19 protein-coding genes and 1 tRNA gene are annotated in these 19,644 nt (G+C 68.2%); 10 read left to right on the top strand and 10 right to left on the bottom strand.

Annotated features, from left to right (window positions below; all coding sequences use genetic code 11):
• Positions 1-42: 42 nt before the first annotated feature.
• The 3 genes from J1C47_RS02770 to cuyB all read right to left on the bottom strand — a co-directional run bounded on the left by J1C47_RS02770 (position 43) and on the right by cuyB (position 2,756).
• Positions 43-834 (bottom strand): taurine ABC transporter ATP-binding protein, encoded by a 792-nt coding sequence (locus J1C47_RS02770; RefSeq protein WP_207349198.1) that lies wholly within the window; start codon positions 832-834, stop codon positions 43-45.
• Positions 835-905: 71 nt separating this feature from the next.
• Positions 906-1,904 carry a taurine ABC transporter substrate-binding protein gene (tauA, locus tag J1C47_RS02765; protein ID WP_245396322.1) on the bottom strand — a complete coding sequence of 333 codons (999 nt, stop codon included), beginning with the start codon at positions 1,902-1,904 and terminating at the stop codon, positions 906-908.
• A gap of 120 nt (positions 1,905-2,024) precedes the next feature.
• Positions 2,025-2,756, bottom strand: a complete 732-nt coding sequence (gene cuyB / locus J1C47_RS02760; RefSeq protein WP_207349197.1) for a cysteate racemase — start codon at positions 2,754-2,756, stop codon at positions 2,025-2,027.
• 107 nt (positions 2,757-2,863) lie between these two features.
• Between cuyB and J1C47_RS02755 the strand changes: the two genes are divergently transcribed.
• Complete coding sequence (locus J1C47_RS02755; protein WP_207349196.1) at positions 2,864-4,441, top strand: aminotransferase-like domain-containing protein; 1,578 nt, start codon at positions 2,864-2,866, stop codon at positions 4,439-4,441.
• Here the strand turns inward: J1C47_RS02755 and aptA are convergent.
• Positions 4,435-5,757: an omega-aminotransferase AptA gene (gene aptA, locus J1C47_RS02750; RefSeq protein ID WP_207349195.1), complete on the bottom strand. Its 1,323-nt coding sequence runs from the start codon at positions 5,755-5,757 to the stop codon at positions 4,435-4,437. The two genes, J1C47_RS02755 and aptA, sit on opposite strands and share 7 nt — an antisense overlap.
• Before the next feature lie 173 nt (positions 5,758-5,930).
• Here aptA and J1C47_RS02745 point away from each other — a divergent pair, with 173 nt between their 5' ends.
• Positions 5,931-6,746, top strand: a complete 816-nt coding sequence (locus J1C47_RS02745) for a sulfite exporter TauE/SafE family protein (protein WP_207349194.1) — start codon at positions 5,931-5,933, stop codon at positions 6,744-6,746.
• A complete protein-coding gene (locus tag J1C47_RS02740; protein ID WP_207349193.1) occupies positions 6,743-7,492 on the top strand; it encodes an SDR family oxidoreductase in 750 nt (249 codons plus the stop codon). Before J1C47_RS02745 ends, J1C47_RS02740 begins: the two co-directional genes overlap by 4 nt.
• Before the next feature lie 132 nt (positions 7,493-7,624).
• On the opposite strand, the gene J1C47_RS02735 is transcribed toward J1C47_RS02740, so the two are convergent.
• The 4 genes from J1C47_RS02735 to J1C47_RS02720 form a co-directional block, all read right to left on the bottom strand.
• Positions 7,625-7,701, bottom strand: a tRNA-Pro gene (locus J1C47_RS02735).
• 81 nt (positions 7,702-7,782) lie between these two features.
• Positions 7,783-8,232: a Fur family transcriptional regulator gene (locus tag J1C47_RS02730; RefSeq protein ID WP_207349192.1), complete on the bottom strand. Its 450-nt coding sequence runs from the start codon at positions 8,230-8,232 to the stop codon at positions 7,783-7,785.
• Positions 8,229-9,059 carry a metal ABC transporter permease gene (locus J1C47_RS02725; RefSeq protein WP_207349191.1) on the bottom strand — a complete coding sequence of 277 codons (831 nt, stop codon included), beginning with the start codon at positions 9,057-9,059 and terminating at the stop codon, positions 8,229-8,231. Before J1C47_RS02725 ends, J1C47_RS02730 begins: the two co-directional genes overlap by 4 nt.
• Positions 9,052-9,948 carry an ATP-binding cassette domain-containing protein gene (locus J1C47_RS02720; RefSeq protein WP_207349190.1) on the bottom strand — a complete coding sequence of 299 codons (897 nt, stop codon included), beginning with the start codon at positions 9,946-9,948 and terminating at the stop codon, positions 9,052-9,054. Before J1C47_RS02720 ends, J1C47_RS02725 begins: the two co-directional genes overlap by 8 nt.
• 214 nt (positions 9,949-10,162) lie before the next feature.
• On the opposite strand from J1C47_RS02720, the gene J1C47_RS02715 reads away from it, so the two are divergent.
• The 7 genes from J1C47_RS02715 to J1C47_RS02685 all read left to right on the top strand — a co-directional run bounded on the left by J1C47_RS02715 (position 10,163) and on the right by J1C47_RS02685 (position 17,278).
• Positions 10,163-11,164 (top strand): zinc ABC transporter substrate-binding protein, encoded by a 1,002-nt coding sequence (locus J1C47_RS02715; RefSeq protein ID WP_342591921.1) that lies wholly within the window; start codon positions 10,163-10,165, stop codon positions 11,162-11,164.
• A 258-nt stretch (positions 11,165-11,422) separates the two neighbouring features.
• On the top strand, positions 11,423-12,787 hold the full coding sequence (locus J1C47_RS02710) for a substrate-binding protein (RefSeq protein ID WP_207349188.1): 1,365 nt from the start codon (positions 11,423-11,425) through the stop codon (positions 12,785-12,787).
• A gap of 216 nt (positions 12,788-13,003) precedes the next feature.
• Entirely contained in the window at positions 13,004-14,017 is a 1,014-nt protein-coding gene (locus tag J1C47_RS02705) for a branched-chain amino acid ABC transporter permease (protein ID WP_207349187.1), read from the top strand.
• A 93-nt stretch (positions 14,018-14,110) separates the two neighbouring features.
• Positions 14,111-15,256, top strand: coding sequence for a branched-chain amino acid ABC transporter permease (locus J1C47_RS02700; protein WP_425354531.1), 1,146 nt, complete (start codon positions 14,111-14,113; stop codon positions 15,254-15,256).
• Between the two features lie 13 nt (positions 15,257-15,269).
• Entirely contained in the window at positions 15,270-16,031 is a 762-nt protein-coding gene (locus J1C47_RS02695) for an ABC transporter ATP-binding protein (RefSeq protein WP_207349186.1), read from the top strand.
• A complete protein-coding gene (locus J1C47_RS02690; RefSeq protein ID WP_207349185.1) occupies positions 16,028-16,798 on the top strand; it encodes an ABC transporter ATP-binding protein in 771 nt (256 codons plus the stop codon). The genes J1C47_RS02695 and J1C47_RS02690 overlap by 4 nt, the downstream gene beginning before the upstream one ends.
• 210 nt (positions 16,799-17,008) lie before the next feature.
• Positions 17,009-17,278, top strand: coding sequence for a type 1 periplasmic-binding domain-containing protein (locus J1C47_RS02685; protein ID WP_207349184.1), 270 nt, complete (start codon positions 17,009-17,011; stop codon positions 17,276-17,278).
• A gap of 183 nt (positions 17,279-17,461) precedes the next feature.
• Here the strand turns inward: J1C47_RS02685 and J1C47_RS02680 are convergent, their stop codons facing one another.
• Positions 17,462-17,791, bottom strand: coding sequence for a response regulator (locus J1C47_RS02680; RefSeq protein ID WP_342591920.1), 330 nt, complete (start codon positions 17,789-17,791; stop codon positions 17,462-17,464).
• A gap of 46 nt (positions 17,792-17,837) precedes the next feature.
• Entirely contained in the window at positions 17,838-19,367 is a 1,530-nt protein-coding gene (locus J1C47_RS02675) for a sensor histidine kinase (protein ID WP_207349182.1), read from the bottom strand.
• Positions 19,368-19,644: the final 277 nt, after the last annotated feature.

Below are 19,644 nucleotides of genomic sequence, written 5' to 3'. Positions count from 1 at the left end.
GCTCCTGCACCCGGGTCTCGTCGTTGGTCGGTCGAACGATGCTCATGCGGCCTCCTCCTCCTCGTCGGCGAAGATGATGGCGAGCACTTCCTCGCGAAGCGCGATGAAGTCGGACGAGGCCTTGATCGCGCGCGCCGGCTGCCCTTCGCAGAACCGCCGTGAGAACGGCAGGTCGAAGCGGTGGGCGATGCGCCCCGGCCGGGGCGACATGACAATCAGCCTGGTGCCCATGAACAGCGCCTCCTCGACGCTGTGGGTGATGAAGAAGACCGACTTTCCGGTCTCGTTCCAGATCCTCAGGATCAGCTCCTGCGCCCGCTCCCGGGTCAGCGCGTCGAGCGCGCCGAGCGGCTCGTCCATCAAGAGGAGCTTGGGATCGCAGGTCAGCGCCCGCGCGATGCCGACGCGCTGCTGCATGCCGCCCGACAGCGAATAGACCGGCGAGTTCTCGAAGCCCGCGAGGCCGAGCAGGCCGATGAATTTTTCCGCCACCTGATGGCGCTCGGCGCGCGGGCGGCCCTGCAGCTTCAGCCCGAAGGCGACGTTGTCGAGAACGTTCAGCCAGGGCAGCAGCGCATGCTTCTGGAACACCACGGAGCGGTCGGCGCTCGGCCCGGAAACGGGGACGCCGTCGAGGACGATGTCGCCCGACGAGGGGGCGAGAAAGCCGGCGATCAGGTTCAGAAGCGTTGACTTGCCGCAGCCCGATGCGCCGAGCGCCACGGTAAAATCGCCCGGCTCGATCGTCAGCTCGACCTTGCGCAGGGCCTCGACCGGCGGCCGGCCGTTCACCGCGGGATATTCGACGGATGCCTGCTTGATCTCAAGTGCCATGACGTCCCTCCTTGGGGGTCTCCGCGCCGACAAGGCGCGGAGAACGGTCGGCATTGCGGCGATCGGCCCGCCTATTCGGCCGCGGCCTTGGCGAACTCGTCGGTGACGAAGGGCGTGTAGTCGTCCTTGACGCTGTCGATGCGGCCGGCGGACTTCAGGAATTCCGCCGTCGCCTTGGTGGCGTCGGCGCCCTTCTTGCCGAGCCAGCCGCTCTCGATCTGCTTCTTCAGCGGCAGGAAGGTGTAGCCCGACAGGACCGCCGGCACCTGATCGGGCGCAGCGCCCGTGCGATCGGCGATGGTCTTCACCGGCGCACTGTCGGCCGTCCACTTCGAGGTGTCCGCGAGATAGGCGTCGTTCGCCTCGGCCATGGTCTTGGTGAAGGCGATCATCGCGTCCTTGTGCTTGTCGGCGAAGTCCTTGTTCACCACCCAGGCGTCGAAGGTCGGATAGCCCCACTCGGCGGTCTCGTCCGCGCCGACGAGCCGCGTGCCGTTCTCCATCAGCTTGCCCTGGGCGGGCTCCCAGACGAAGCCGGCGTCGATCGCGCCCTGCTGCCACGCCGCGACCATCTGGTCAGGCGACATGTTCATGATGGTGACGTCGCCCGGATCGACGCCGGCATGCTTCAAGGCTCCCATCAGGGAGAAGTGCGAGGTCGAGCCGATCGGCACGGCGACCCGCTTGCCCTTCAGATCAGCCAGCGTCTTGATGCCCGCGTCGTTGCGCACGATCAGGGATTCCGCCGTGCCGATGACCTCGGCGACCATGAACATTTCGAGGTCGAGCCCCTGCGTCGCGGCGATCGCCATGGGCGAGGAGCCGAGTTCGGCGACGTTGACGTCGCCGGAGGCCATGGCGGCGATCACGTCGGTGCCGGCCGAGAACTTGCGCCAGTCGATCTTCCAGCCGGTGGCCTTCTCGAATTTGGCATCGGCAGCGGCCACCTGGTCCGGCGTCGGGTTGCCGAAATGGCCGACGATGACGGTGTCCTGCGCGACCGCCGTTCCCGCCAGGAGGCCCGTGCCGGCCAGGCCTGCCAAGAGAACGACTGCTAGCTTATTCATCATTCTGCTCTCCGATGTTCGTCTGGGTTCATGCGCCGCCCGTTGAAGGGGTCTTGTCTGCGCGTCGCGGTCCGGCAGGTTTCAGCAAGCAAGGATCATGCCGCCGAAACGCACCGGCCGTATTCAGGCCTCCCCGAAACGCGGCGCCGGCCCGCGATCGGCGGAAGCGAAGGCTACCACGGCGCCGGCCAGCACATCGAGCGTGTCGACGACCGGACAGTCGCCGGCGATCGCCCCGGCGATGACCGAGAATTCGGTGCAGGCAACGACGAGGACGTCGGCACCGGTGCCGTGAAGTTCCGCGGCGGCGGCTCTCAGAAGCGCGGCCGCCCGGCCGCTGGCGTCGCCGGCCTTCACCAGCCGGATCGCCGCCAGCATGGCGGCCTCGTCGCCAGGATAGAGCGTCGCGATGCCGGCCCCGGCGAAGGTGCGATCGAAGATCCCCGCCAGGCGCACCGCCGGCGATCCGAGGATGCCGACCCTTCGGGCGGACCGGCCCGCCACCGCGCCGACGGAAAGATCGATCATGTCGAGAAACGGGACCGACACCGCGGCGGCGATTTCGCCGGCATAGTGATGCGCGGTGTTGCAGGGCATGGCCAGCGCCTCGGCACCGCCCGCCTCGAGCCGCCGCGCCATTTCGACGAGCACCGGCGCCGGGCTTTCGCCTGTGCCTTCGATGATCGCCGCGATACGCGACGGCACCTGGGTGTTGTTGTCGACCAGCATCGGAACGTGGTCCCGATCGTCGCGCGCGCTCGTCCGGTCGATGATCCGCTGCATCAGGAGAACCGTCGCCTGCGGCCCCATGCCGCCGAGGATGCCGATGCGGCGCTTGGGCGATGCGCGGCTCATGCGGCACGGACCTTTCCCGCTCGGCGGCGGGTTGGCGTGAATTGCCGAGCCTCCCCCGGCATGGCTAAGGTGCCGCGATGCAGAGGACGACGCACCGAGAGCCGGCGATGACCACCCGTTCGAGCCGCATGCCGAACCATGCCCTGCTGCGCCCTCTCGACCCCGGCCGGCCGCTGCAGCGCCAGATCCAGGAGCGGATCGTCGAGGCGATCCTGTCCGGTGCGATCGTGTCGCACGAGCCGCTGCCGGCGACCCGGGTGATGGCGCGGCAGCTCAGCGTGTCGCGCAACACCGTCACCCTCGTCTACGAGAAGATGGCGGAGGACGGCTATCTCACCGCCGTCGAGCGGCGCGGCTACTTCGTCGACGAGCGCTTCCTGCGCCTTTCGGCCGAGACCCGCCGCGCCGCGATGGGACCGTTCAATCCCGACCGCCCCGCCGACGCCCGGCCCAGCGGCTGGGCCCGCCACATGCGGCTGCGGCCGTCGCACCAGCCCAACATCCGCAAACCCACGGACTGGCAGCGCTTCCCCTACCCCTTCGTCTACGGCCAGGTCGCGGCCGACCCGGTCTCGCTGACCAAATGGCGCGACTGCATCCATCAGGCCGGACGCGCCGAGCATCTGAAGAGCCTGATGACCGATCTCGTCGACGCCGACGATCCGCTGCTGATCGAGCAGATCATCCGGCGGATCCTGCCGCGCCGCGGCATCCGGGCCGGCGCGGACGAGATCCTCGTGACCATCGGGTCGCAGAATGCCGTCTATCTGGTTTCGCGCCTGTTCTGTGGCCCGGGAACCAGGGTGGCCTTCGAGAATCCGGGCTATGTCGACGCCCGCAACATCTTCGAGCTCGACGGCGCCGAGATCGTCGACCTGCCCGTCGATGCCAGCGGCGCGCGGCCGAACCAGCGGCTTGATGACTGCGACCTCGTCTACGTCACGCCCAGCCATCAGGCCCCGACCAACGTCACCATGACCATGCAGCGGCGGCTGGCGCTTCTCCAGGCCGCCGAACGCCACGACCTTCTGATCGTCGAGGACGACTACGAGCACGAGCTGAACCATGTCGGCCCGCGCCAGCACGCCCTGCGCGGCTACGACCGTTCCGGCCGCGTCCTGCATGCCGGCAGCCTTTCGAAGCCGGTGTTTCCGGGACTGAGGCTCGGCTTCATCGTCGCGGCGCCGGAGGTGATCGTCGAGCTCCGGGCCCTGCGGCGCCTGATGTACCGGCATCCCTCGGCGCTCGACCAGCGCGCCATGGCGCTGTTCATGTCGGAAGGCCATTACGACGCCCATATCCGCCGCCAGCAGGACATGCTCGCCCGGCGCTGGACGACGATGCTCGGCGAGATCGAACGCCAGCTGCCGGATTGCGAGGCGACGATGACGACAGGCGGATCCGCCCTGTGGCTCCGCCTGCCGGAGGGGATCGCGGCCGGCGCGTTCCAGGCCGAGGCGGCGAGACACGGCGCCGTGGTCGAGGTCGGCGACATCCACTTCCGTCAGCCCCGGCCGGAGCACAACTTCCTGCGGCTCGGCTTCGGACCGATCGACAATGCCAGGATACCAGCGGGTATCGCGGCGCTCAGGCAGGCGCTCGACGCCTGTCTCGCGGCGCGGAACCGGGCTCCGCCCCGGCCGGAGGAGCCGCGCGTCGAGGAGCGTGACGCCGGCGCTCAATGAAGCTCGGCCCGGCCGAGCACGCGCCGCAGGATGTCGGTCATCTGCTCGAGTTCGCCATCGGTCGCGACGAAGGCCGGAGCGACGATCAGCGCGTCGCCGGTCGCCTTGACGTGCAGCCCGGCGTCGAACAGCGCCCGCTGGACCAGCGAGCCCTTGAGCCCGGGCTTGTCGGCCGGCGCGAGCTGGATGCCCGCCATCATGCCGTAGCCCCTGAGGTCGACGACCTGCGGCAGGTTGCGCAGCCCGAAGATCAGGTCGAGGAAGCGGGGCGAGAGGTCGCGGGCCCGGTCGAACAGCTTCTCGTCGCGATAGACGTCGAGCGTCGCGAGCGCGGCGGCACAGGCCACGGGATGGGCCGAATAGGTGTAGCCGTGGAAGAGCTCCGGCCGGTCGGCCTCGCCGGCGGCGGCGAAGATCGCGTCCTGGATCTTCGCGGTGGTCGCCACCGCGCTCATCGGCACGGCGCCGTTGGTCAGCGCCTTGGCCATGGTCATCACGTCGGGCGTGACCGAAAATTCCTGGCCGGCGAAGGCCGAGCCGGTGCGCCCGAAGCCGGTGATCACCTCGTCGAAGATCAAGAGCAGGCCGTATTTGTCGGCGATGGCGCGCAGGCGCTCCAGATAGCCCTTCGGCGGGACGATGGTGCCGATCGACCCGGCGATCGGCTCGACGAAGACGCCGGCGATCGTGTCGGCGCCAAAGGTGCGGCAGATCTCCTCGAGGTCGTCGGCCAGTTCCGCCCCGGTCTCCGGCTGGCCGCAGGTGTAGCGCTGCTCCTCGGTCCAGGTGTGGCGCATGTGGACGACGTCGCAGGTGACGCCGGAAAACTCCCGGCGGTTGTTGACCATGCCGGCGAGCGACGTGCCGCCGAGATTGACCCCGTGATAGCCCCAGTTGCGCGAGACGAAGCGGCTGCGCTGACCCTCGCCCCTGGCGCGGTGATAGGTCAGGCAGATCTTCATCGCGCTGTCGACGGCCTCGGAGCCTGACGAGGCGAAGAACACCCGGTCGAGCCCCTCCGGCAGGATCTCGGCCAGGCGTTCGGCCAGCGTGAAGGAGATCGGCGCTCCCCTTTGGAAATGCGGGGTGTAGTCGAGCGTCATCAGCTGTGCGTGGACGGCGTCGGCGATTTCGCGGCGGCCGTGCCCGGCCGGGGTGCAGAACAGGCCGGATGAGCCGTCGAGAATGGTGTCGCCCTCGGGCGTGACATAGTGGACGCCTTCCGCCCTCGCGAACATCTGCGGCGTTTCGCGGAACAGGCGGTTGTTGGTGAACGGCATCCAGTGATGCGCGAAATTCGTCTGTGCGGCCGGCATCCGGCGTCCTCCGTGTCGAGAGACGCAAAGCTGACGCGAGTGCCGTGGCGGCGGAAAGAGCCAGATCGAAGTGTCGATGGGTCCAGCGCTGGACTCATCGATCCCGGCGACTGGACCTGTTCATTCGCAACGCCGCGGGGGATGGTCCGGCTCACTTCATCGGAGCCGCCGCCTTGGGACTGGAGCTTTTGCTCGCCTTTCTCGCCGTGATCGTCGCAGCCGTGGTCCGCGGCGCGACCGGCTTCGGCTTCTCGCTCGTCGCGGCGCCGCTCTTGTCGCTGCTCTGGCCGGCGGAATTCGCCACCGGCATCGTCCTCTGCCTCGACCTCTTCGCCACCGCGCTTCTGGTGCGCGGCGGCATCCTCGCAGGACTCGACCGGCGCGAGGCGGCGCTCGTCGGGAGCGCCGGCCTCGTCGGCGCCGTCGCCGGCGTCTTCGCGCTCAAGGCGCTGCCCGCGGGGCCGGCGCTGATCGGCCTCAACGTCGCCGTCCTCGTCTCGGCGCTGGCGGCGCTGCTGAGGCTTCGCTGGCGCTGGCTCGACAGCGCCGGCGCGGCGGTCGCGGCCGGCTTCCTGACCGGCGCGATGATCGGGGCCTTCGCGGTTGGGGGCACCCTCGTCGTCGCCTGGCTGATGGCCAGCCGGCGCACGCCGGACCAGGCGCGCGCCCTGCTTGCCGTCGTCTTCGCGCTGACCGACACGGGGTCGATCGCCCTGCGCGCGTTTCTCGGCCTGCTGCCGGCGTCCAGCCTGACGGTCATGGCCCTGCTGGCGCCGGCGGTGGTGGCGGGCATCGTCCTCGGCAAGCACGTCTACGGGCGGATCAGCGCCGAGGCCTGGAAGCGCGCCGTCGCCTGCCTTCTGATCGTGCTGGCGCTGGCCAGCCTGTCGCGGGCTCTCACCTTGCCGTCGCAGGCGGCGTCGCCCGCGCAGGCGGCCTCGCCGGACCCGTCGGCGCTTCGTTCGACCATCGATCTGGAGGTCTCATGACCGGAACCCTTCTCGTCACCGGCGCAACCTCCGGCTTCGGCCAGGCGACGGCGCGCCGCTTCGCGGCCGCCGGCTGGCGGGTGATCGGCACCGGGCGGCGGGCCGAACGGCTGGAGGCGCTTCAGGCCGAGCTCGGCGCATGCTTTTGGCCGGCCGTCTTCGACATGACCGACGAGGCGGCCATGGACGCGGCGCTGCAAGCCTTGCCGACGGAATTTTCGGCGATCGACCTTCTCGTCAACAATGCCGGCCTGGCGCTCGGGACCGGCCCGGCGCAGGAATGCGATCTTGCCGAATGGAAGACGATGATCGCCACCAACGTCACCGCGCTGACCGCCATGACCCATCGGCTGCTGCCCGGGCTGATCGAGCGCCGGGGCGGCATCGTCAACCTGTCGTCGATCGCCGCCAACTGGCCCTATCCGGGCGGCAACGTCTATGGCGGGACGAAAGCCTTCGTGCAGCAGTTCACCCGCGGGCTGAGGGCCGATCTCCACGGCACCGGCGTGCGCGTCACCTCGATCGAACCGGGCCTGTGCGAAAGCGAATTCACGCTGGTGCGGACCGGCGGCGACAAGGCGGCCTACGACACGCTCTATGGCGGCGCCCATGCCCTGCAGCCGGAAGACATCGCCGAGACGATCTTCTGGGTCGCGAGTCTCCCGCCGCACGTCAACGTCAACCAGCTGGAGCTGATGCCGGTCAGCCAGAGCTGGGGCCCGTTCCGGGTGCATCGCGACATGTGAGGGCGATCGGTCCGGCGTCGTCGGCAAAACCGCGCGGCCGGAAACGACAACGCCGACGAGACGAAGCGAACGGACCTCGGATACCCCGCCCGGCCCGGCTGGGTGGTCCCGTTCGACAATGTCCGGAAATGCTGGTCGGAGTGGCAGGATTTGAACCTGCGACCCCCTCGTCCCGAACGAGGTGCGCTACCAGACTGCGCTACACTCCGTGACCTGCGCCGCGGTATATAACGAGGGCTTTTGAGGACCGCAAGCACGCAGGCGGGATTTGCGCGGATTCTCGGAAAGCCTCAGCGGCGGCTCGTCTCGGGGCCCGGTTTTCCGGGCTTTCCGGCCGCCGCGGCGGCCCGGCAGGCGGCGCACAGGCCGGAGATTTCCAAGGTCGTCGCCCGCGTCTCGAAGTCTTCCGCCTCGGCCCAGGCGGAAAAGCGCGCCTCGATCTTCGAATCGGAAAATTCCCACACCCGCGCGCAGTTCTCGCAGATCGCGAAGGCGACCATCGTCTCGCCGGCATGCTCGTGCGGATGGGAGCAGGCGACGAAGGCCTTCAGGCTGTCGAGGCGATGGACGAGCCCGGTCTCCAGCAGCTTGTCGAGGGCGCGGTAGACCTGCAGCGGCGCCCGGAACCCCTCCTCCCGCAGCCGGTCGAGAATGGCATAGGCGCTGAGCGGCTCGCCGGCCTTGGTGAGCGTGCCAAGGACGAGGGTCTGGTTGCGGGTCAGAGCGGGCGTCTGCGTCATGGCGCCGGCTCCGAGGCGGCCGGCTTTCCGGCCGACGCGGAAAGCTTCGGCAGCGGCAGCAGCGCGAGAAGAAACAGGCCGAGCGCGGCGACGACGATCGACGGGCCGGACGGCGTGTCGTAGCCGAGCGAGAGATAGAGGCCGCCCCCCGAGGCGAACGCGCCGATCACCGCCGCCGAAAGCGCCATGACCTCCGGCGAGGTCGCAAAGCGCCGCGCGGTCGCGGCGGGAATGATCAGGAGCGCGGTGATCAGCAGGATGCCGACGATCTTCATCGCGATGGCGATGACGAAGGCAAGAAGCAGCATGAAGAGGATCCTGGCGCGTTCCGGCGCCTGGCCCTCGGCGGCGGCGACCTCGGCGTTCACCGTGCCGGCGAGGAGCGGACGCCAGAGCAGCGCCAGCGCGGCGGCAACGACGACCGCGCCGCCCCAGACCACGGCGAGGTCCGTCTTCGTCACCGCCAGGATGTCGCCGAACAGATAGCCGAGGAGATCGACCCTCACCCCCGGCATGAAGGCGAGCGAGACGAGGCCGATGGCGAGGGAGGAATGCGACAGGATACCGAGCAGCGAGTCGGTCGAAAGCCCGCCGCGCCGCTGCAGCAGGACGAGCGCCATCGAGACCAGCGCCGAGACCAGGAAGACCGCCGGCAGCGTCGCCCAGTCGAAGGCCAGCGCCAAAGCGATGCCGAGCAGCGCCGAATGCGCCATCGTGTCGCCGAAATAGGCCATGCGCCGCCAGACGACGAAGCAGCCGAGGGGCCCGGCGACGACCGCGATGCCGATGCCGGCGAGGAGCGCACGGACGAAGAAGTCGTCAAGCATGGTCGTGCTCCCTGCTTGCGGCATCCGCTTCCTCCTTTGCGCCGGAGGCCGCGTCACGGCCTTCGTCGTCCGCGCCATGGTCATGGCCGCAGCCGGCCGGATGATGGTGGTCGCCGCCGCCGGGCGGATAGGCGATGCGCCCGTCCGGCAGATGCGTGTGGTCGTGGTGGTGGCGGTAGACAGCGAGCGCCTCGGCCGCCCGGTCGCCGAACAGCCGGCGATAGGCCGGCGAGGCCGCGACCGAACTCGGCGTTCCCTCGCAGCAGACGTGGCCGTTGAGGCAGACCACACGGTCGGTCTTCGCCATCACGACATGCAGATCGTGGGAGATCAGCAGGACGGCGCAGCCCTCGCTCTCGCGCAGTTCGGAGATCAGTTCGTAGAGCGCGATCTCGCCGGAAAAATCGACGCCCTGCACCGGTTCGTCGAGGACGAGGAGATGCGGCCGGCGCAGCATCGCGCGGGCGAGCAGCGCCCGCTGGAACTCGCCGCCCGACAGGTCGTGCACCTGGGCGGTGCGCAGATGCAGCACCCCGACCCGGTCGAGCACCGCATCGATCTCGGCCGGGCTCGCCCGGGCGGTGAGGGTCATCAGCCGCGCAACGCTCATCGGCAGCGAGCGGTCGATCGCGAGCTTCTGCGGCACGTAGCCGACGACGAGGCCGGCGCTACGCCGCACTTCTCCCGCATCCGGCGCGAGGATGCCGATCGCCGCCTTCGCCGTCGTCGTCTTGCCGGAACCGTTCGGGCCGATCAGCGTGACGATCTCGCCCGGACGGATCGAAAGATCGACACCGCGGACCAGCCAGCGGCCGGACCGGAACACCCCCATCCCCCGCATCGCGACGAGCGTCTGCGGCGGCTGCGGGCTCGAATTGGACTGCGTCATCGAACGACCTTTTCTCGCCTGCGGTCTTGCTTTTGCCATATGTTATAGCATAACGCAATTGCTGTAACGATATAACATTGGAGCAGGTTCGATGCCGCACGTTCCCTTCCCCGCCGCCACGCGTTCGAAGACAGGCAGGCCGGCGACCGGCCGGTCGAGGCCGGGCGCGGCGACCCCGCCCCGGGGCACCGCCGCCGTCGCACATAAAATGCCCGTGGACGCATCGCACCTTGCCGAAGCGAAGAATCCCGCCGGCAGCGGCCTTGCCGCCGCCTCGGCGCTGATCGGCGCGCTCGTCGTCGCGCTCGCCGCGATTTCCCCCGCCGCGGCGGCCGACGCGCCGCGGGTCGTCGCCTCGATCAAGCCGGTGAACTCGCTGGTCGCGGCGGTCATGGCGGGGGTCGGCGAGCCGCATCTGATCGTCCGCGGCGCCGGCTCGCCGCACACCTCGGCACTTAGACCCTCCGATGCGGCGGCGCTCTCCGAAGCCGACGCGATCTTCTGGATCGGCCCGCAGGTCGAGAATTTCCTGATCAAGCCGATCGGCGCGCTCGGCACCGACGCCGCGACCGTGACGCTGTGGGACGCACCGGGGGTGAGCAAGCTGAAGGCCCGCTCCGGCGCGATGTTCGAGCCGGACGACGACGCGCCGAGCGCGGCCGAGCCCGCTGCCGATGCCGGGGCGGAGGGCGACAATCCCTACAACGAGCACGTCTGGCTCGATCCGGAAAACGCCGTCGCGATGACGAAGGCCATCGCCGCGACGCTCGAGCGCGTCGATCCCGGCCATGCCGACACCTACAGGAAGAACGCCGAGGCCTACGTCCAGCGGCTGCACGCGGTCGAGACCGAGGTGGCGGCGGTGCTGAAAGGGGTGCCGCAGAAACCCTATGTGGTGTTCCACGACGCCTATCAGTATTTCGAGCACCGCTTCCACGTGCCGGCGGCGGGGGCGATCACCGTCAGCCCCGAAAAGGCGCCCGGCGCCGCGCGGCTGCGCGAGATCCGCACGAAGGTCGAGAGCGTCGACGCGGCCTGCGTCTTTACGGAGCCGGAATTCGAGCCGAGCCTCGTTGCGACCATCGTCGAGGGCACCAATGCCAGGACCGGCGTCCTCGATCCGCTCGGCGCCGACCTTGCCGACGGCCCGGACCTCTATCCGACGCTGATGCGCAACCTCGCCCGCGATCTCGCCGCCTGTCTCGGCAAGGGCTGACGATGTCGCTCGGGCATTGCCGGCCGCCGCCCCGGCCGCCCGTCAGTAACGGTGAGAATATATTGCGCCGCGAAAAACGCGTTGCGGCGCATTCACTGCAAAACGCCGGCCGGCCCGGCGGCCCGCCGGTTTAGTCCAAAGTATTATAGCTTGAAACATCCCACTCGTAGACGATAGGCATGAAATAGCGGTGCGCTGGTGTCGGGAGGAATCGGTTCGCAGCCGCCGCTGTTCGGACTTCGTTTCGGGAGGAGAAGAATGGCTATAGACACGACGGCCTGGAGCCGCCGCAGGATCTTGAAGACCGGCGCCGCGCTCGGCACCGGCCTCGCCGTACCGCACGTCTTCGTACGCAACGCCTGGTCGCAGAACAACCAGTTCTGCAACAATCCGACCGGCGGCAACGTCGTGCTCGGCTTCAACGTCCCGCAGTCCGGCCCCTATGCCGACGAGGGCGCCGACGAGCTGCGGGCGTTCAAGCTCGCCGTCCAGCACCTCAACGGCGAGGGCGACGGCGGCCTGATGAAGACGCTCAAGCCCTCGAGCCTCAAGGGCAACGGCGTCCTCGGCAAGAAGGTCACCTTCGTCACCGGCGACACCCAGACCAAGTCCGACGCGGCGAGAGCCTCGGCCAAGCGGATGATCGAGGCCGACAAGGCGATCATGATCTCCGGCGGTTCGTCCTCCGGCGTCGCGGTTGCGGTGCAGTCGCTGTGCCAGGACATGGGCGTGATCTTCATGGCCGGCCTGACCCATTCCAACGACACGACCGGCAAGGACAAGCGGCGCTACGGCTTCCGCCACTTCTTCAACGCCTACATGTCCGGTCAGGCGCTCGGCCCGGTGCTCGGCGAGGAATACGGCAAGGACCGCAAGGCCTACCACCTGACCGCCGACTACACCTGGGGCTGGACCCAGGAAGAGTCGATCAAGAACGCCACCGAGGCGCTCGGCTGGCAGACGGTCCAGGCGGTGCGCACTCCGCTCGGCGCCGGCGACTTCTCGCAGTATCTGACGCCGGTGCTGAATTCGGGCGCCGACGTCCTGATCCTCAACCACTACGGCGGCGACATGGTGAACTCGCTGCGGCAGGCGGTCACCCAGTTCGACATGAAGAGCAAGCAGGTCAACGGCAAGGACTTCCAGATCGTCGTGCCGCTGTTCTCCGAGCTGATGGCCCAGGGCGCCGGCGACGCGGTGAAGGGCATCCTCGGCACCGCCAACTGGGACTGGAAGCTCGACAACGAGGCCTCCAAGGTTCTCGCCAAGTCGTTCGGCGAAGCCTACGGCTCGCCGCCGTCGCAGGCTGCCCAGACCTGCTACGTGCAGACGCTGCTCTATGCCAACGCCGTCGAGACCGCCGGCACCTTCTATCCGCCGGAAGTCATCAAGGCGCTGGAAGGCTTCGAGTTCGACGGCATGGGCAACGGCCCGACCCTCTACCGCGCCGAAGACCATCAGTGCTTCAAGGACTGCCTCGTCGTGCGCGGCAAGGAGAACCCGACCAACCAGTTCGATCTCATGGAGATCGTCAAGGTCGTGCCGCGCGATCAGGTGACCTACGATCCGTCGATCTTCGGCGGCGAGCTCGGTCCGGCAGACGTCAAGGGATGCGCGGCCTGACGAAGGCCCGCAAGAAGCTTCGGGCGGGTGGCGGAAACGCCGCCCGCCCGAGTGTTCGCCCGGGCATCGCGGGCATCACGGGCAGGGCATTCGGGCGGGCGCGCCGCTGACCACCCGCGCGGGCCGGTGGCCGGCGGCCCCGCCCCGGACCCGACGGTTCGCCGCCGCCTTGATCAGACCATCCCCCCTTCGCCGGAAGGCACCCTGGTAGGCTCGATGGACGCCATCATACTTCAGATCCTCAACGGCCTGGACAAGGGCGGCGCCTATGCGCTGATCGCCCTCGGGCTCACGCTGATCTTCGGCACGCTCGGTGTCGTCAACTTCGCCCACGGCGCGCTGTTCATGCTCGGCGCCTTCTGTTCGGTGACATTCGTGCGGATCCTGACGATCTCGGAGCGGGTGCGCGACGAAAGCGTCACCTTCTTCGAGGCCTACAAGGAGATCCCCTATCTGGAGATCTGGTACGGCGACGCCGGCAAGGCGATCGTCGCCTGGGCGGTGCCGCTGTCGATCCTCCTCGCCGTGCCGGTCATGCTGCTCGTCGGCTTCGCCATGGAGCGCGGCCTGATCCGCTTCTTCTACAAGCGCAGCCACGCCGAACAGATCCTCGTCACCTTCGGCCTCGCGATCGTCCTGCAGGAGATCGTCAAATACTTCTTCGGCGCCAATCCGATCCCGATCACGGCGCCGCCGGCGCTGGCCGGCAGCGCGGACATCGGCGCCCTCTTCGGCCTGCCGAACATCAGCTATCCGATGTGGCGGATCGTCTACTTCCTGTTCTCGCTCGCCGTCATCGCCGTCGTCTTCGCCTTCCTGCAGCTGACCACCTTCGGCATGGTGGTGCGCGCCGGCATGGCCGACCGCGAGACCGTCGGTCTGCTCGGGATCAACATCGGCCGAAAGTTCACCATCGTCTTCGGCATCGCCGCCGTGGTGGCGGGCCTTGCGGGTGTCATGTACACGCCGATCCTCGCGCCGAACTACCATCTCGGCATGGAATTCCTGGTGCTGTCCTTCGTCGTCGTCGTGGTCGGGGGCATGGGCTCGCTGGTCGGGGCGGTGTTCGCCGGCTTCCTGCTCGGCATTCTGCAGTCCTTCGCCTCGATGACCGAGGTCAAGGCGATCTTTCCGGGCATCGACCAGATCATCATCTATCTCGTCGCCGTGGTGATCCTGCTCGTCAGGCCGCGCGGCCTGATGGGTCGCCGCGGCGTGATGGAGGCCTGAGCGATGAGCCAGAGTGTCATGACGTCGCAAGAGAACCCGGGTGAGGGGATGGGTGAGAGCCCGGCGGAAAGCCACGCGCCGCGGGGCGACGGCATGCGGGGCTTCCTCGCCTCCAGCCGCAGCGACTGGCTGCTCGTCGCCGTCTTCGCCGCGGCGATCCTCACCATGCCGATCTGGCTGGCGCCGATCGGCGCGGGCTATCCGGACATTTTGCAGAAATTCGCGATCTTCGGGATCTTCGCCCTCGGCTTCAACATCCTCTTCGGCTTCTCCGGCTACCTTTCCTTCGGCCATGCGGCCTTTCTCGGCGCCGGCTCCTACGCCGCCGTCTGGATGTTCAAGCTGCTGTCGATGAACGCGCTGATCGCCCTCGCCTTCGCCATCGTCGTCGGCGGCGTCTTCGCCCTCCTGATCGGCTTCGTCAGCCTGCGGCGCTCCGGCATCTACTTCTCGATCCTCACGCTCGCCTTCGCGCAGATGTCCTACAACCTCGCCTATTCGGTGCTCACGCCGATCACCAACGGCGAGACCGGCCTGCAGGTGACCATCTCGGACCCGCGCGTCCTCGACGCGATGTTCGGCGGGGTCGCGAGACGCGGCGTGCCGGAACTCTTCGGCATGGAACTGCAGGGCTGGCCGGGCTTCTATTTTTCCGCCGTGCTCTTGATCCTCGCCTTCTTCCTGACGCTGCGGATCCGCAATTCGACCTTCGGCCTGATGCTGTTCGCCATCAAGTCGAACCAGAACCGCATGAACTACACCGGCTTTGCGACGCGGCCCTATCTGCTCGCCGCCTTCGTGATCTCCGGCATGTATGCCGGGCTCGCCGGCGGCCTTCTCGCGGTGACGGATCCCCTCGCCGGCGCCGACCGGATGCAGTGGACCGCCTCGGGCGAAGTCGTGCTGATGACCATTCTCGGCGGCGTCGGCACGCTGCTCGGCCCGGTGATCGGCGCGGCGGTGATGAAATATCTCGAGCAGATCTTCTCCTCGTTCAACGAGGGCGTCCTGCACCGCACCTTCGACTTCCTGCCGACCGGGCTGCAGGACTTCATGGTGGCGATCACCAGCCCCTTCGTCGGCGAGGGCTGGCAGCTGACGCTGGGCCTCCTGTTCATGATCGTCGTGATCTTCCTGCCGGGCGGGATCATGGAAGGCGTGAGGCGGATCGCCTCCCGCTTCCGCAGCGGCCGCGGCGGCGCCTCGCCCACGCCCGCGCCCGCCGGCGGCGGACACTGAGGAAAGGCCGCGCATGTCCACAGAACTCCTGTCGATCAAGGGCGTCTCGAAGCGCTTCGGCGGCCTCAGAGCCCTCGACGACGTCAATCTCAGCGTCGAGAAGGGCTCCGTCCACGCCATCATCGGGCCGAACGGCGCCGGCAAGTCGACGCTTCTCAACTGTCTCGTCGGCCGGATCATCCCCGACGAGGGCTCGGTCACCTTCGACGGCGACTCGCTGCTCGGCCACAAGCCGCACCAGATCAACCAGGCCGGCATCGCCCGGGTGTTCCAGACGCCCGAGGTCTTCGGCGACCTGTCGGTCTTCGAGAACGTCATGATCCCCGCCTGCGCCAAGCGCGACGGGGCGTTTCGCATCAATGCCTGGGGCCGGGCCCGGGAGCGCCGCGTGGTGCGGGAAGAGGCCGAGCACATCCTCGACGACCTGAACCTCTGGCAGCAGCGCGACCAGATCGTCAATTCGATGTCGCGCGGCGACAAGCGGCGGCTGGAACTCGCCATGTGCCTCGTCCAGCACCCGAAGCTGCTCTTGCTCGACGAGCCCACCGCCGGCATGTCGCGGGCCGACACCAACAACACCGTCGACCTTTTGAAGAAGATCGCCGAGCGCGGCGTCACCAAGGTGATCATCGAGCACGACATGCACGTCGTGTTCTCCCTCGCCGACAAGGTCAGCGTCATGGCGCAGGGGACGGTGATCGCCGAAGGCACGCCCGAGGAGATCAAGGCCAGCGAACGCGTGCAGGAAGCCTATCTGGGGGGAGCCCATCTATGAGCGAGACGCTTTCCCACGCAAAGGCGGCGCCGGCCGCGCGCGGCCCGCGGGCCGAGGCCGACCGGCCGTTCTTCTCGGCGCGGAACATGCACGCCTATTACGGCGAGAGCTACATCGTCCAGGGCGTCTCCTTCGACGTCCGGCATGGCGAGATCCTCGCGCTTCTCGGCCGCAACGGCGCCGGCAAGACATCGACGCTCAGAACCATCGCAAGGGCCGGTTCGCCGGAGTTGAAGCGCGGCGAGATCTGGCTCGACGGCGAGGCGCTCCACGACATGCAGGCCTATCAGGCGGCGCGCGCCGGCGTCCAGCTCGTGCCCGAGGATCGGCGGATCATCCCGGGCCTTACCGTCGAGGAAAATCTCAAGCTCGCGCGCATCGAGCCGCCGGCCGGCTGGGAGCTCGAGCGTATCTACGATCACTTTCCGCGCCTTGCCGAGCGGCGCAACCAGGAAGGCGTGACGATGTCGGGCGGCGAACAGCAGATGCTGGCGGTCGCCCGGGCGCTCGCCCGCGAGGTCAAGCTGCTGCTCCTCGACGAGCCCTATGAGGGGCTCGCTCCGGTCATCGTCAAGGAGATCGAGAGGATCCTCGAGGAGATCAAGGAGATCGGCATCACCACCATCCTCGTCGAGCAGAACGCCATCGCCGCCCTGCATCTCGCCGATCGCGCCATCATCCTCGACATGGGCGAGGTGGTCTTCGACGGCTCAGCCAAGGAGATCATCGAGAACAAGGACATGCGCATGCAGTATCTCGCCGTCTAGCTTCCGTTTCACACGCACGGCAGCGTCGCCGGGTGGGGAGACCCGCCGGTACGGAAGCCCGAAGCCGTCCCTCCGGCGGACTGCGCCGCCCGGGCGGCGGATCGCGAAGCGGCGGGGGAAGAAGCCAGCCGGGCGGCCGCATGGCGTATGGGCGCAAGCTTGTGGGAGAGTTCCGCCGGCTCCGCCCCGCCTGCCTCGCCGGCCTTGCCCATGCCGTTTCGTTGCGGCCTTTCGTTCGACATCCGGACCTGCAGCGCCAACGTCTTCACCGCTGCCATCGAACTGACGCGCGAGGATCCGAGCACCTGGGTCGCGACGGCCGCCACCGATCCGCAGCTGGTCGGCGCGGTCCCCGTGCGGGCGCTCGCCATGCTTCTCGCCGGCGAGGATCCCGACCACAACGTCGTGGTGCCGCCGACCCTGGTGACACACGACATGCTTTTTACCAGCGACGTCAAGAACATGGAAGAGTTGTCTTAGAAACTGCCGCAATTCGCCGCTACCGACGTCGCCAAGCCGGCATGGATGCCCGCAGCCGGCAAGTGACCGGCCACGGCATGCGCCAGGAAGCGCCCGCCGCCCGAGGCCACCGGGCGCTCTCCGGCAGATGCCGCGAGCGTTTCCAGGCGCCCCGAAATCGGCCCCCGGAGCGGCGGGGCCGCTTCAGGACAGGCAGAGGGCCAGCGACTGGCCGATGTCCTCCGACGTGTAGGGCTTCTGCAGGATCGGAACCTCGGTCCACCGCTTGTCGACGCCGTCGCGGCCGTATCCGGTGGCGAAGATGAAGGGAATGCCCATGCCGGTCAGCCGCTCGGCGATCGGATAGACCATTTCGCCGCAGACATTCACGTCGAGGACGGCGCAGTCGATGTCGACGGCCGAATTCAGGAGTTCCTCGGCGGCGCGCAGCCGCATCGCCGGTCCGACGACGCTGCATCCGAGCTCGAGCAGCATGTCCTCGAGTTGCAGCGCGACGAGACTCTCGTCCTCCACGACCAAAACGCGCAGACCAGCTATCGCTTCCCCCATGCCAGCCCCCTCACAGAACAAAGCCCGCGACCTCTGGCAGGCCGACCTCCAGGCGACAAATGAGACCGGTATCGCCGACATCAAGAGCGAGGCTGCCGCCGAGTTCACCTTCCGCGATGCTGCGCATGATGCGGATTCCGACGCCCGGCCGCAGCGCCGCCGCCTCGCGGGGCGGCAGGATCTCCCGCCAGGTCAGGAAGAGCCTGTCCGTCGCCCGCTCGTCGCGCCGCCAGTCGATCTCGACACGGCCCTCGTCGTCGCGGAGCGCGCCATGCTGGCGGGCGTTGGCGAACAGTTCGTGGATGACGATCGCGAGCGCCACTCCCGACTTCGGCGAGAGCAGCACCTCTTCGCCGCGGCGCACGATCCGGTCGCAAGCCACCGACTGGGCCCTGCCGCAGAACAGCTCGGTCAGCGGCACAGCCTCCCACCGCCGCTCGGCGAGGATGTTGTGGACCCGGCTCAGCGCCATGATCCGCGCCTCGAAGGCGTAGCGGGCCGTCTCCATGTCGCCGGGATCGCGGAAACTCTGCCGCGCCATCGACTGGATGGTGGCGAGGGTGTTCTTCACGCGGTGGTTCAACTCGTCCAGCAGCGTGCGCTGATGATGGGCGGCGCGCGTCGCTTCCGTGCGGTCGACACCCTGGACGAAGACGCCGTAGACGCTGCCTTGCGCGTCGCGGACGGGATTGCAGAAGCAGTCGACGTATCTCGCACCGTCGACGTCGTCCGAGGCGGTGCGCAGGCTGATCTTCAGGCCCTCGCGCGTCACGGCCCGTGCCTCGCCGATCGCCTCGCCCAGCATCGCCGTGAAGTCCTGTCCGGCAAGTTCCGGGAGCGCTTCGAGCAGCGGCCTGGCGACGATCGGCCGCTGGCCGACGAAGCGCGCGAAACTGTCGCTGACGAATGTCGCGAGGAGATCCTTGCCCTCGAAGACCGCGATCATCCCCGGGGCCTGACTGAACAGCCGGTGGAATTCCTCGTTTTCGGCGAGCGTCTGCTGATAGGCCGCCTCCACCACCTCGGCGTTTCTGAACAGCGCGAGCTCGGCGGTGCCGGACTGGGCCGAGGACCGCTCGACCGCTTCCATCCGTGCGATGGGCGTCACGTCGTTGGTGTTCTGGATCACGAAGATCGCCCGCCCCTCGTCGTCGAGGATCGGCGTGTGCGTGGCGCTCCAGTAGCGCGTCTCGCGCCCGCCGCCGCGCTCGGCCGGCAGATCGATCTCGTAGGGGATCAGCGCGATGGTGTCCGCCTCGCCGGTTTCGAAAGCGGTCATGAGGGAGGCGCGCAGACGCTCTTCCGGCTCCCGGCTCTCGGGAAACATCTCGAAGAGGTTTTTGCCGAGGAGATCCTCGCGCCGTCGCATCAGCACCCGCTCGTAGGCGCGATTGACGGCGACGAAGCACAGGTCGCGATCGAGGATCATGTGCGGCGTCGCGACGAGGTCGAACACGCGGGAGAAGTCGAGCGGCCGCATCGCCTCGCGGTCCACGGCCGGCATGTCGGGTCTGTCGTTCTGGTTGCCTGCGTTCATCATTCAAACGGTTTTTCCGCGAAGGACCGGCCCTGTCGCCTGCCTTCGCGGTTCTTGCGATCTCAAGGTTCAAAACGTCGGGGCGGTACCGTCGTCGATGGCGGACCGCCGCTGCGGGTAACCGGCCGGGCACACAGGCATCGCGGCTTTCGCCGCAGCCAGCGGCGCTGTGATGACGACGGCGATCGCATGCGCTTGACGTTCCTGTGACGGTACCGGTGTCGAGGCCATATGGGAGGCTTATTCCGATCGGCCATCCCAATGCAAATGCTGAGGCTTT

This window comes from Jiella sonneratiae (genome assembly GCF_017353515.1).
Classification (GTDB): Bacteria; Pseudomonadota; Alphaproteobacteria; order Rhizobiales; family Rhizobiaceae; genus Jiella; species Jiella sonneratiae.
Note: the sequence above shows the minus strand (reverse complement) of the source record. Positions and strands in the feature narration are given on the sequence as shown.